The organism is Motilimonas eburnea, from assembly GCF_021295345.1.
GTDB lineage: Bacteria > Pseudomonadota > Gammaproteobacteria > Enterobacterales > CBDFNC01 > Motilimonas > Motilimonas eburnea.
Genome location: NZ_JAIMJB010000011.1, coordinates 1 through 12,527 on the forward strand (window position 1 = coordinate 1; position 12,527 = coordinate 12,527).

The window sequence follows — 12,527 nt, forward strand, 5'->3', positions numbered from 1 at the left end:
GAATGGGGCGGGGCTATCCAAACCTTGTTTGTGGTGGTGGCCATCTTGATGCTGGCGGTGGTGTATTTTTCACAATCTTTCCGGCAAAAAGTGAAGGTGTTTATTGCTAAGCACTTTTTTGCGAATCGCTATGAGTATCGAGATGAATGGCTCTCCTTAACTCAAGACTTAATGGAGCAACCCAAGCAGCAGTCATCCTATCAATATGCGTTGACTGTGATGCTCAAGCGTTTAAATACGGATACAGGCGCCATTTATCAGGTACAAGATAATCAAGTGACACTCATGGGCACGAGTCAGTTATCTCACCCTGTGGCGGCGGATCAGCTTACGGGGTTAACCCAATACTTTAGCCAGTCCTCTTGGGTTATTGATGTCGCTGAGTTTCGTAATTCACCGCAGCGCTACCCCGGCTTAGTGATGCCCCAGGGGGTGATGGCCATGGGGCAGTTATGGTTGGTGGTGCCGGCTTTTTATCAACACCGTTTAGTGGCGTTGATTTTTATCGGGCAATCGCGGGCGTTAACTCAGCTAAACTGGGAAGACAGGGATTATATTAAGGTATTGGCTAAGCAATTAGCCCATTACTTGGTGTTGCATCAAGCCCACCGGGCGTTATCTGAAGCTAAGCAATTTCAGGCGTTTAATCAGATGTCCGCCTTTTTGGTACACGATTTAAAAAATACCTTATCGCAACTTTCCATGATTATCAGCAATGCTGAAAAACATAAGCGCAATCCTGAGTTTATTGATGATAGTTTAGCCACGGTAGCGAATGCCGTGCAGCGTATCAGTCGAGTGGTTGAGCATTTTCGTTCGAACGCGGGGCAACCGGCTAGTGCGACCGAGGTCGATTTAGCTCAGCTGTTGCAGCAGGCTTGTCAGCGCTGTAGTCAACATGTTCCTGTGCCTAAGCTGGAGATATTAGCGGGGGCGCGAACCTGTGTTGACCCAATACAGTTGTTAGAGGTGCTTCAGCACTTGATTACCAATGCGCAAGATGCCACGGAGCCAGAGGGAGAGGTGAGGGTGCGTTTGTCACTGGAGCATGATGTTGCCTCGATCGCTATCCAAGACACGGGCTGCGGTATGGATCAAGAGTTTATCCGTTCACGCTTATTTACCCCTTTTGATACCACCAAAGGGAATGCCGGGATGGGGATCGGCGTTTACGAAGCGAAGCAGTTTGCTATGGTTAATAAAGGGCAATTGAATGTGGTGAGCGAGCCGGGAGTGGGAAGCTGTTTTACCTTAACCTTGCCGATTGATGCCAGTTGCCAAGAGAAAAGGCAGCACAAGGAGGCAAAATGAAAACCGACAAACCTGTATTACTGGTGGTGGAAGATGATCTCGGCATTCAAAAGCAGCTTAAATGGGGGCTCGACCAGTTTGAGCTTGTCTTTGCTCAAGATCGTGCGAGTGCCATTAAACAATTGCGCCGCTATGAGCCTAAGGTGGTCACCCTTGATTTGGGCCTACCTCCTGATCCTGCCAATGCCAGTGAAGGCTTGGCCACGTTGAGTGAGATAGTCGCTTTAAGCCCGTTAACTAAGGTGATAGTGGTGACAGGCAATGAAGATAAGGCCAATGCCATTGAAGCGGTCAAATTAGGGGCGTATGACTTTTACCATAAGCCCATTGATGCTGATATTCTCACGATCCTGGTTAAGCGTGCTTTATGGCTTCACGAATTAGAAAAAGCGAATCAAGAGTTTAGCAAGATAGATTTGCGCTTAGCTCGAATCATTGGTGATAGCCCTGAAATTCAAAAGCTATGTCGTGTGGTGGAAAAAATCGCGCCAACGGAAATCACGACCTTGATCTTAGGTGAAAGTGGCACAGGTAAAGAGGTGTTTGCGCGAGCCATTCATGATTGCAGCTTACGCAAAGATGCGCCTTTCATTGCGATTAATTGTGCCTCAATCCCTGAAAATTTATTAGAAAGTGAATTGTTTGGTTATGAGCGCGGTGCCTTTACCGGCGCCCATAAGAAAACCCAAGGTAAGATTGAGTGTGCCCAAGGTGGTACTTTATTTCTGGACGAAATCGGTGACATGCCCTTGTCGCTACAAGCCAAAATGTTGCGCTTTTTACAAGAGAGGGTGATCGAGCCAGTGGGCAGTCGCCAGCAAATTGATGTTGATGTGCGAGTGATTTGCGCCACCAATAAAGATGTGTTGGCAATGGCTCAGCAGCAGGCGTTCCGTGAGGATCTCTATTACCGAATCAGTGAGATGACCTTGCAGTTACCCGCCTTACGTGAACGAGGCAGCGATGTGCTATTACTGGCCCGGGCTTTCTTAGTGAATATCAACAAGGAGTTGGGGGCACATATTAAAGGGTTTGACGACAGTGCGTTACAAGCCTTGTATCAATATCATTGGCCGGGAAACATTCGAGAGCTGCAAAACAAGTTGAAATCGGCGGTGATCATGGCCGAGGGGGGGCGCATCAGCGCGCTGGATCTGTCTTTGCCCAGCTCACTTCAGGCTAAGCCTAACCAACCGTTTAACTTGCGTGAAATTCGTGAGCAAGCGGAGAAAAATGCTGTCACAGAAGCCTTAAGTTTTAGCGATAATAATGTATCAAAAGCGGCAGAATTATTGGGCATTACTCGGCCGACCTTGTATGCCTTACTTGATAAGTATGCCATTAGTTCGCAAGTGGACAGTGCGAGTCAAATTGGATAAGTGCAGGGACAAAAAAGCCGGCATCTCGCCGGCTTGGAAAAGATGGCACCTAATTAATGATTAATCATTAACCAGTTTCATTTCTTGAATGATTTCATGGGCTATTTCAGGCGTGGTCGATACGGGTTTAGCGTGACGATCTGCCTTAAGCTGGCCTTTTCTGTGAGTCAGTGCCGCATCGAGCTTTTTAACGGCATTGGAGATGGCTGGGTAAAGTTGCTCCGCGGTGCCGCGTGCAGAAATTTGTGCGCCTTCGTAAGTGGTGCTGACTTCTAGGTGTGACTCTGAATGCTGTTGAGAAATGATCACGTTTAACGAGATGATACTTGGAAAATGTGAAGCGATCTTGGCAAACTTTTCTTCTAAATGTTGAATGATGTTATCGGTGATCTTGGTGTTGTGGCCAGTAACATTTATTTTCATATGAAGTCCCTCTTCACTGTGATAGTCGGTTACAAATAATGTAACGCATTGTTTTAGGGTTGCTTTCAGTTTAACTCTTTAAGAAAAATAACCTATAGGTAGATACAATTAAACGGATAGGCATTTATCTATATAAGGCTTTGGCTCCCCCGTTTCAAGTTATATATGACGTTTAAGTGTCATTTAAACGTCATAGTTGTGAGTGGCAATACAGTTTTACAAACCGCATTCGATGAATTCAAAAGCCAGCCCTTGCTCGGTTAGCTTGTCTATGCTGTCAAACCCAGCTTGGTTAGCTTGGTCTACATCTGTGTTCTTGATCTGGTGTAAATGGATACCTGTGCCTCCAGCCCCGCACATGGCAATCACGCCCATGTCTGTTATTTGACCGCAGCTTGAACTCAGTACCTCGACATTGGCGGTTTGTAATAGGGCTGCGGTATCGGCTAAAGGCGCGGGTGGGTGTTCACATTGAACATAACCGTCTGAGATATAGACTAGGCTAGTACTTTCGTGCGCGGTGCTATTGCAACCACTCAAGGTGACAGATAAGGCGACAATGACAAAGGATAAAATGCGTTTGCTCAATGAGCGCTCCTTAGTAAATGGATTGGCTAAATACAGTCTACGGCTGGACCGACACTGTCTCGTTCAACGAGTTCGGGTTTTAAAATGATATCTTTACCTAAATGGTGTGGATCCGCCATAATTTCAAATAATAAATCTGTCGCTGTCACACCCAGTGAATCGATAGGTTGACGCACAGTGGTCAGCGCAGGATAAGTGTGCTTTGCATGAAAGTTATCATCATACCCAATGACGGAGATGTCTTGCGGTACTTTAACTCTCGCTTGCCTTAATGCCAGTAATACCCCTGCTGCAATATCGTCGTCACCAGCGCAAATGGCAGTGTAGTCGCAATTAGATCGTAGCAGTTTTTGCGTCTCTTGGTAGCCAAACTCTTCACTAAATTCGCCATGAATGATCTGATAATGGGTTTCGTCAATGCCAGCATCTTGCATCGCTTTGATAAACCCTGCTTTTCTTTTAATGGCATCGGGGTAGCGAGGTAGCCCTGCCAGCATTAATATGTTTTTGTGCCCATATTGAATCAGATGTTGGGCCGCAAGGTAGCCGCCGTATTCATTATCTACCAGCACGGAATTGGGTGATAAAGTAGGGGCAGACAGGCCTAAGGTAACCACAGGTGTTTGGCTATAATTGAGGCGCTTAATGGTAGCGGGATCGGGCTGGTTCTCAAGGTAAACAATCAGTCCGTCACACTGACGAGACTTAAATGTCTGGATCGCATTGGCTTCTTTTTCCTGTTTGCCAAAGCTGCTGGTGGTGAGAATACTGTGTTGGTCGCGGTTTAGGCGACTTTGGATCCCACCCAATAGCATGGCGTAGTAAGGGCTGGATATATCCACCATGACCACGCCGATCATGCCGGATTTGTTGCTTTTTAGCCCCTGTGCAAAACCATTGGGATGGAAGTTGAGCTCGGCGATGGCTTGTTCCACTATGGCTCTGGTTTTTGAGGAAACGCTGCCTCCCGGGTTAAGTACACGAGACACAGTTGACTTGGAAACACCTGCTTTTTTTGCTACATCAGAGATTGAGGCCATTGGATCCATTGTTATCTTGAGGGAAAAATATTGAGCTTGTTACTCGAATACCTGCGCGCTTGGAGCATTTTGCCAAGATTGGCATTTGCTTGCCTTTCTTTGCCAAGATTGGCATTTGCTTGCCTTTCACTGTAAGCCCATTCATTTTTAGTCTAAGTAGTGTATTGATAAAAGCAACACCATGCATAAGGAAACGTGAGCCTTACCTAGGCCGAGATGTCGTATCTGTGCATTAGGTCCTAAGGCTTTACCTTATTTTGGATGTTTTTTTCTTTGATTAATTTGTCTAGGTAGCGCAGCAATTTAAGTTTATCCATCATGGTTTTATCTAGGTATTGAAATACTTCTTCTAAATGTTCATAGAGCAATTTTACTTGCGTATTTTGATCTGAAAGTGGGCTGGCTACCTTGGCTGTCACATTCTGTGCACTTAACGGTGAAGGCGGCAAGGTGGCGTACTCTTGTTCTTGAATAAATTCCGCGTTGACGGTTTCAACGGCTTCTTCGTTGATAAAGTTGGCCTCTTCGAGAAAGGTAAACAGCATGAGTCGATCACAAAAGAGATTGATGATCCGTGGGATCCCTCGGGTATAGCGATGGATCAAAGGGAAACAACCGGGGGCAAAAGCGGGATTGTTCTGCCAGCCAACGTGTTTTAGGCGATGTTCAATATAGTGACGGCACTCTTCACTGGTCAGTGGGGGTAAATGGCAAGAAGCGATGATACGTTGTCGAAACTGCTCCATATTGGCGCCTTTCAAGGTATCTCTTAGCTCTTCTTGGCCTAATAAAAAGCTTTGCAGCAGTGGGCGGTTGTCATGTTGAATATTGGAGAGCATGCGCAGCTCTTCAATGGATTCTGCCGGCAAGTTTTGCGCTTCGTCGACCAATAGCAAGGTGCGTTTCCCTTGGCTGAAGTTGTGGTTGAGATAATGTTCGATTTGCTGCAGCAAGCTGGCCTTGTCGACCTCGTTAGGCAATTGAAGGTGAAACCCGGTGGCGATCAGCTTGAGTAAATCCATGGGTGAGAGGCTGGTGGTTACCAATTGAATCGCTTCCACTTGCTGAGCATTTAAATTGGACACTAAATGCTTAGCCAGGGTGGATTTACCTGTACCAATAGAGCCCGAAATAACAATAAATCCTTCACCTTGGTCGAGGCCGTATTGCAGATAGGACATGGCTCGTTTGTGTTCTTTACTGGCAAAGAAAAACTCAGGGTCGGGTGTGAGCTGGAAAGGCTTGGCGCTAAGAGAAAAGAACGCTTCGTACATAACGCCTCCTAGAATACGACTTGATAGCTTAACTTAATGCTATTTTCATCTGTGCTTTGTGCTTCGCTTTTACGGTGGATATAGGTATAACCCAGCACGATCAGTGAGCGGCGTCCGAGTGTATGACTTAGGCTAATCCCATGATTTTGTTCTTGGTCGGTGTAGCTCACATCGTCTTGCTCTAAGAATCTTAATTCTGAGCTTAACTGGATACTGGTTTTTTGACCGACGCGCCACGCCCACGCAAATAGGCCGCCATAATCATCGGTGTCTGGCGTATCACTGAAGTAATCTCGTTGGATATAAAATAGGCTGAGGCTAAAGGTATGTTTACGCGCCTTGAACACGCTACTCAACTTACCATCACGACTTAAAAATAGCTCGTTATCAATGGAAGGGAGCGCGCTGTAGAGGTTGACGACTTGTTGATCGGGCCCGACTTGTGGGTTGGTGAGGCTAGAAAACTCACATTGACTCAGATCGTTAATTGGCCCAGCCGGACAAATCAAAGAACCACTATTACTGAACTGGCGATTGAGCTGGCTGGCAAAGGATTCGATTGACTCCTTATAGGTGAGTTGGCTGCGGATCTTACGCACATTGTGATACAAGCTGAAATCATAGGCATCGCCATAAAACCGTTTGCTGTAACTGGCATTGAGGCCGGTGCGTAGGCTAGGTACCCAATTCACCCGTGCGGCCCAGTAATCATCGTTCGATTTTTTTAAGCTGAAGTTGTAGCTGACATCAATATAACTTCGGTCACTGGGGGTAAAGCGAATACCTGGCCCCCAGGCTGCCGTGTCGAGATCATTGCTGTCAGGGACATCATTTTCTTCCCAATAGCCATTGATGAAAACGGCCCAATGCTCAATGAGACCATAACCTAAGGTGACATTAGCTGATTGGCTTAGGCTGCGTTTTTCTTGGTGAGGTTTTTGATGGTTTAAATCATACCCCAGTTGCCAAAAGCTGCGACGAAAATCACGGCCACTTAAGCCTGCTATGCTCAGGTTATAGCCTAAGGTGTCGTTACTGGATTTTTCATCAACGTAATAGAGGTCGCTGTTTAAGCTCAGTTCGGCAAGTTTGCCAATAGGTTGTAGCCACTCTATCCCGAGTTGATAATTGCCTACGGTTTCGAGATTATCCGGGTTGTTAGTGTAATCGGGCAATAAGCCTTCATTGATGTTGCTGATTTGCTGATTGGCACTGACGTTACTGAACAACCGAATGCGATCTTGCCAGGCCTTCATATCGGCTTGTAAGGTGAGGTCGTGATAGCTTTCAACTTCGCCTGCATCGGTATAATACTGGCCTTGAAAGTCGTATCTTGCCCTTAATGTGGCATGGTTACCGTTTCCGGTAATGCCAAAGCCGGGCCGAATCGACAAAATGACATCGTCACTGGCCTTAATGGCATCCACTGTGACGCTATCTGAATATTCGATGCTGGTTTCAACTGAGGCACTGCGCTGCCAATTTGCACCAAGGGCATAAGGCGATAATAACGTGGTAATAATGATGGCAAAACAGCTATTGGTTTTCGGCATATTGGTATCCATACCCAGCATAAAGGTTTTTAGTTTGTACTGATTTATTGAGTACTAAGCCTATGGCCCGATCTGCGTTTAATAGGCTGATAGCAGATTCTAAGCTATGTAATGGCGTTTTATTTTCTTCAACGACAACTAACTGCTGCCCGACTAAGCTGGTTAAGGCTTGGGTTTCATTAATGCCGAGCAGTGGCGGCGCATCAAAAATGATCACCCGATCTGAATAGCGTTCGGCAAGTTCGCTGGCTAAGTTGGCCATGCGCTCACTGGCTAATAGTTCACTGGTCAGATGGTGCTTGCCGCCTGCCGGCATAATGCGCAAGTTAGGTATATTGGTATTATAGATAATTTCTTGTAATGTAGAGGTTTTTCCTAGCAAATAGTCGATCAGGCCCACACCTGCACGTACCCCCAAGGTGTGACAAATGGAAGGACTAAGTACATCTGCATCCACTAACAGCACGGTTTTCTCTGGCTCCATGGCGATACTTAACGCCAAATTAAGTGCTGTGTGGGTTTTACCCTCATTACTTAATGCACTGGTGAGTAATACCAGATTGGCATTGGGCAAGGTATCTTTGAGTGGCCCAAAAGCGGTCTTTAGTACGCGTCTTTTAACAAAGCGAAACTCTTCGTGAGTCTGGCTGCGCTCATTGCTGTCGACCAGAAACCCTTGTTGTTTTAATTTATTCAGGTTCAAGTTTAAGCTCTGTAGCTCAGATGCTTGATGTGCTGGCCTTGGGGCGGATTGAGAGGTTGCTTTAAGCACTGCTTCAGGCATTGCTTCAGGCGCTGCTGTTTGTGTCGCTTGGACGTCAGCTGGGTTTGAGGCGGGAGGCATCGTGGTAATATCATTGGTGATCGCCTTTACTGGCGCCACATCCTGAGCGATTACTGGCTCAGGAGCTTGGGGCTGTGCATTTGCCGTCTCAAGGTTAGATTTTTCTTCCTGCTCTTGTTTGGCTAACTTTTCAGCGTGCTGCTGCTTTTTAGCGAGGGCTTTTTCAATAATGCTCATCTGTATCCCTACCTATTCATGGCCACAAGCGATTTAAATTGTTCAACATAGGGGCTATTGCTGGTTTGGCTAAACATTAGCCCTGCATACACTAATAACAGGACAGAGATCACCAAGGCGAAAGCCAGATTATGGCGTCGTCTTACCTGCAACATTTTATCGATATTGGTGTGAGAAATCGCTCCTAATACCGGCACTTTGGTGAGGGTCGCCAGCTCTTTAGGGCCGGTAATAATTGGCTTGATTTGACTAATAGCGAAGGCGACAAATACGCCCAAGCCGAGTCCGAGTAAGGTGACAATGCTGAGGAAAATAACCCGATTAGGCCCAACAGGATCACTGGGAACGCGAGGCGGCTCGATGACTTTAAACTCAACCCCTTCGGTTGATTGATCGGCCTTTTGTGACATGATGGCGGATTCACGACGCTCTAGTAGTTGGTTGTATTGGCTTTTGGTGATGTCGTAGCCTCTGGTTAAGGCTGCCAGATCCGCCTCTACCTTAGGAACTAAATGTACTTTTTCTTGTAATTTAGCAACTTTTTCACGGTAGTTTTCGGCGCGAACTTTAAGGGAAGCAACCTCATTCTCAAGTTGACTCACATTTAAGCGCAGTGACTGAACAAAGGGAGACTCAAGGGCTTCGGCTGGCCGATTTTGTTGGTATTGTATGGCGGCTAACTCGGCGCGCTCTTGGCGCTGTTTGGCACGTAAATCTGCAATTTGCCGTTTTAGCTCAACGATGTCGGGGTGCTTATCGGTGTAGCGTAAGCTCATCTCATCCAGCATTTGATTGAGCTGAATAAGGCGACTGTCATATTGAGTGACAATACTGCTGCTTAACACCGCTTGGCGAGGGGTGGGCGCTCGAGGGAGCGCTTCTTCATCTTCTAACTGGATGCGCGCTGAAAATAATCGCGTTTGTGCTTCTTTTAATGCCAGCTCGGTGTTTTCGAGTTGCTCTTGCTCTGTGTTGAGCAAATCATAGTATGAGTTGCCCTGGCCGGGGAGCAGGTCGGCATATTGACGCTTGAACTCGGTCAGCGCTGCGTCATCGGCCGCCATGCGTTTCTCAAAATCACTGATTTGTTGGTTAAGGAAGCGCTGTGCGTTATCGGTATCGGTACGCGTTTCACCTAAGGTATCTTCAACAAAGATGGTGAGGACAGATTGCACCACAGACTTAGCCGAATCTGGATCCGGGTGGGTGTAATTGAGGGTGAAAATTTTCTCGCGTTTGGTACGGCCGATTTTTATTTCTTTACTGAGGTTATCCACCAGTAAGTCGAATTCGTCGTTATTATTGGTCAAAATATCGAGATCCGACATGCGCGCAATTTTCTCGACATTGGGGCGGCTTAACAAGGTTTTGACCATGAGGTTGAGTTGTTGATCTTTGAAAGTATCAACCGTTAACCCACGTAATAGTGGCTTGAGTAAGGAGTCAGTATCAACATAAACCCTGGCGGATGCCTTATATTGGTCTGGCATCTGCATGACATAGAACCAACCAATCGGGCAAAGTAGCCAAGCAATGATAATGATGAAGCGTCGCTTCATCCACACTCCCTTAACATAGAAGAGAGCTTTATCGATTAACTCCTTCATCAGCGGCCTCCTTGCTGGTTATAACGGATCCGGTGGAATTAGAACCAAGCTTCAGGAATAATCAGTATATCGCCGGGAAGCATATTGGTATTGGCGCTGACGTCCCCTTTGCGGATCAAATCATCAAGACGAACGCGATATTGTTTCTGTTGGCCATTTTCGATACGGACTAAAGCGGTGTTATTGCCATCGGCAAATTCCGTTAGCCCTCCGACAGCGATCATGACATCCAATACCGTCATATATTGACTGTAGTTTAGCGCCTTGGGCTCGGTTGCTTCGCCAACAATACGCACCTGTTCACTATAGGGGCCATTAAAGCCAGCCACGGTCACCGTCACTATGGGCTCACGTAAATAAGTGGCGAGGACCTCCTCAATCTCACGCGCTAATTGAGTAGGGGTCTTACCGCTGACGGGAATGTCTTCCACCAGTGAGGTGGTGATCATGCCGTCTGGTCGAACCACAAAAGAGCCAGAAATTTCCGGGTTGCGCCAGACGAAAATATTGAGATTGTCGCCCGGGCCAATGAGATATTGATATTGATCGGCTTGCGTGGTGAGTGACGGCGTTAGGGTGGCCGAACTTGCTAATGGCGACGTATTTTGACTGCTACAACCACTTAAACCAAAACACACAAATAAAATGAACAATGAGTATTGCTTGAACATGCTTTCCATTGCTTTTCTCTCTCTGTGATAAGTAAGGAGGAGGTGAATACCTCAACTTTTATCAGCATAGTTCATGAAATTATGTTCGCGCAAAAATTGCACAGATAATAAAAGAATCATTTAGTTAGTGTTAGCAAACAGTCCATTTTTGCAGTCAAATGTGAACAATATGTTAATTTGACATATTGTTTACATCATAATGTGATGAGGATCAACTATCTTTAAAGGAGTCAAATATAGGCAAAGGGACACCGCCTTATGAATCATTTCGCATTCGCAAGTACGGGTAAAGCCAGTAAGCTATTAGTGCTATCTGAATTGACGATTGTTTACCTCGGCTTTCTGATCGTTTGTCTGTTTTTCTATACCAACCAATATGAGCAATTGCTAAATCAGCCGCAATTGCTGCTTGAAATCTTACTACTGCCATTAACGATAGTGCTTTTGATGCTCAGTTTGGGTTTGTATAACCCTCGATTAAGGTGTGGTGGTGATGGTGTTGGTCGGCGCTTGATTATCATTTGCAGCTTGGTTTTATTGCTTGCCTTTTCGTTATCTAGCATTGATGCCCTTAGCTTGTCTTTTACGATGGCGGCCAGCTCAGTTTTACTCTCTTTGTTCATGCTGATGGGGTTTCGCTATTTTGTCTCTCGCCAGTTTGATGCCCTATTTCGTCGTAAGGTATTAGTGATAGGGGCTGGGAAACGTGCCGAGATTATACTGCAGCGGATGCGCAGAGAGTCAGATAAAAAAGGCTTTAATCTGATTGGCTTTATTCCCATGGTCGGCGATGCCGAGATTGACATGGGGGATTTGAAGCTGCAAAACATTAACCTAGAGCAACCCAGTGCCTTAACCGAACTGGTTAAAACACAACGCATCGATGAAATTGTGGTGGCCTGTGATGAGCGGCGCGGACACCTACCGCTTCAGGCATTGTTTGCTTGTAAGTTATACGGCGTTGAAGTCATGGACGTGTTGACTTTTATTGAACGAGAAACTGGGCAAATAGCGGTAAATCAGCTGTACCCTAGCTGGCTGGTCTATTCCAATGGGTTTGTTCGCGCTGATAGTATTCGTAATATCGCTTCAAACTTAGTCAACCTGACTCTTGCGGTGATTATCCTCGCTTTCTTATGGCCGCTACTGTTGTTTGTGATGGCCGCTATTTACATGGAAGACAAAGGCCCTATTTTTTATCGCCAGACTCGAGTGGGTTATGGTGGCAAACCATTTCAAATTCTCAAATTCCGCAGTATGCGCGTGGATGCTCAAGCCAACGGTGCGCAATGGGCAGCTAAAAATGACAGTCGTGCGACGCGAATTGGCCAATTTATGCGTAAATATCATATCGATGAGCTGCCTCAAATTTTTAATATTGTTAAAGGTGAAATGTCATTTATTGGTCCACGCCCCGAGCAACCAGAATTTGTTGAGCGCTTATGTACTCAATTACCTTATTACTCCGAGCGCCATAATGTTAAGCCGGGTCTTGCGGGGTGGGCACAGTTAAAATACCCCTACGGTGCCAGTGATAAAGATGCGTTAGAGAAGCTTAAATATGATTTGTATTACGTTAAGCATCGTAACATCTGGTTTGATTTAGCTATCTTTGTGCAAACCATAGAGGTGGTTTGTTTTGCTCAAGGTTCTCGTTAGG

11 protein-coding genes are annotated in these 12,527 nt (G+C 46.1%); 3 read left to right on the forward strand and 8 right to left on the reverse strand.

The annotated features are described in order from the left end of the window. Positions 1-1,311: XrtA/PEP-CTERM system histidine kinase PrsK (gene prsK / locus K6Y21_RS11960; RefSeq protein WP_233072086.1), on the forward strand; the 1,311-nt coding region annotated here is incomplete at its 5' end. Further along, positions 1,308-2,690, forward strand: coding sequence for a PEP-CTERM-box response regulator transcription factor (prsR, locus tag K6Y21_RS11965; RefSeq protein ID WP_233072087.1), 1,383 nt, complete (start codon positions 1,308-1,310; stop codon positions 2,688-2,690). The genes prsK and prsR, both read left to right, overlap by 4 nt. Before the next feature lie 60 nt (positions 2,691-2,750). Here the strand turns inward: prsR and hpf are convergent, their stop codons facing one another. The 8 genes from hpf to K6Y21_RS12005 all read right to left on the reverse strand — a co-directional run bounded on the left by hpf (position 2,751) and on the right by K6Y21_RS12005 (position 10,876). Next, the gene (gene hpf / locus K6Y21_RS11970; RefSeq protein ID WP_233072088.1) at positions 2,751-3,113 is read right to left on the reverse strand and encodes a ribosome hibernation-promoting factor, HPF/YfiA family; all 363 of its coding nucleotides are present in this window, start codon (positions 3,111-3,113) and stop codon (positions 2,751-2,753) included. A 216-nt stretch (positions 3,114-3,329) separates the two neighbouring features. Next, positions 3,330-3,701: a hypothetical protein gene (locus tag K6Y21_RS11975; RefSeq protein ID WP_233072089.1), complete on the reverse strand. Its 372-nt coding sequence runs from the start codon at positions 3,699-3,701 to the stop codon at positions 3,330-3,332. A gap of 26 nt (positions 3,702-3,727) precedes the next feature. After that, positions 3,728-4,741, reverse strand: coding sequence for a LacI family DNA-binding transcriptional regulator (locus tag K6Y21_RS11980; RefSeq protein ID WP_233072090.1), 1,014 nt, complete (start codon positions 4,739-4,741; stop codon positions 3,728-3,730). Between the two features lie 239 nt (positions 4,742-4,980). Further along, complete coding sequence (locus K6Y21_RS11985) at positions 4,981-6,015, reverse strand: XrtA/PEP-CTERM system-associated ATPase (RefSeq protein WP_233072091.1); 1,035 nt, start codon at positions 6,013-6,015, stop codon at positions 4,981-4,983. A gap of 8 nt (positions 6,016-6,023) precedes the next feature. Next, complete coding sequence (locus tag K6Y21_RS11990) at positions 6,024-7,568, reverse strand: TIGR03016 family PEP-CTERM system-associated outer membrane protein (RefSeq protein WP_233072092.1); 1,545 nt, start codon at positions 7,566-7,568, stop codon at positions 6,024-6,026. Further along, entirely contained in the window at positions 7,552-8,589 is a 1,038-nt protein-coding gene (locus K6Y21_RS11995; RefSeq protein WP_233072093.1) for an XrtA-associated tyrosine autokinase, read from the reverse strand. The genes K6Y21_RS11990 and K6Y21_RS11995 overlap by 17 nt, the downstream gene beginning before the upstream one ends. An 8-nt stretch (positions 8,590-8,597) precedes the next feature. After that, positions 8,598-10,196, reverse strand: coding sequence for an XrtA system polysaccharide chain length determinant (locus tag K6Y21_RS12000; RefSeq protein ID WP_233072094.1), 1,599 nt, complete (start codon positions 10,194-10,196; stop codon positions 8,598-8,600). Between the two features lie 38 nt (positions 10,197-10,234). Then, positions 10,235-10,876: an XrtA/PEP-CTERM system exopolysaccharide export protein gene (locus K6Y21_RS12005; protein WP_233072095.1), complete on the reverse strand. Its 642-nt coding sequence runs from the start codon at positions 10,874-10,876 to the stop codon at positions 10,235-10,237. Positions 10,877-11,125: 249 nt separating this feature from the next. On the opposite strand from K6Y21_RS12005, the gene K6Y21_RS12010 reads away from it, so the two are divergent. Continuing rightward, positions 11,126-12,526, forward strand: a complete 1,401-nt coding sequence (locus tag K6Y21_RS12010) for a TIGR03013 family XrtA/PEP-CTERM system glycosyltransferase (RefSeq protein ID WP_233072096.1) — start codon at positions 11,126-11,128, stop codon at positions 12,524-12,526. Position 12,527 lies beyond the last annotated feature (1 nt).

What these genes read in the sequence shown, in the direction of transcription:
- prsR (WP_233072087.1), top strand. Translation starts at nt 1,308, where the DNA reads ATGAAAACCGACAAACCTGTATTACTGGTGGTGGAAGATGATCTCGGC.
- K6Y21_RS12005 (WP_233072095.1), bottom strand. Translation starts at nt 10,876, where the DNA reads ATGGAAAGCATGTTCAAGCAATACTCATTGTTCATTTTATTTGTGTGT.
- K6Y21_RS11980 (WP_233072090.1), bottom strand. Translation starts at nt 4,741, where the DNA reads ATGGCCTCAATCTCTGATGTAGCAAAAAAAGCAGGTGTTTCCAAGTCA.
- K6Y21_RS11995 (WP_233072093.1), bottom strand. Translation starts at nt 8,589, where the DNA reads ATGAGCATTATTGAAAAAGCCCTCGCTAAAAAGCAGCAGCACGCTGAA.
- hpf (WP_233072088.1), bottom strand. Translation starts at nt 3,113, where the DNA reads ATGAAAATAAATGTTACTGGCCACAACACCAAGATCACCGATAACATC.
- K6Y21_RS12010 (WP_233072096.1), top strand. Translation starts at nt 11,126, where the DNA reads ATGAATCATTTCGCATTCGCAAGTACGGGTAAAGCCAGTAAGCTATTA.
- K6Y21_RS12000 (WP_233072094.1), bottom strand. Translation starts at nt 10,196, where the DNA reads ATGAAGGAGTTAATCGATAAAGCTCTCTTCTATGTTAAGGGAGTGTGG.
- K6Y21_RS11990 (WP_233072092.1), bottom strand. Translation starts at nt 7,568, where the DNA reads ATGCCGAAAACCAATAGCTGTTTTGCCATCATTATTACCACGTTATTA.
- K6Y21_RS11985 (WP_233072091.1), bottom strand. Translation starts at nt 6,015, where the DNA reads ATGTACGAAGCGTTCTTTTCTCTTAGCGCCAAGCCTTTCCAGCTCACA.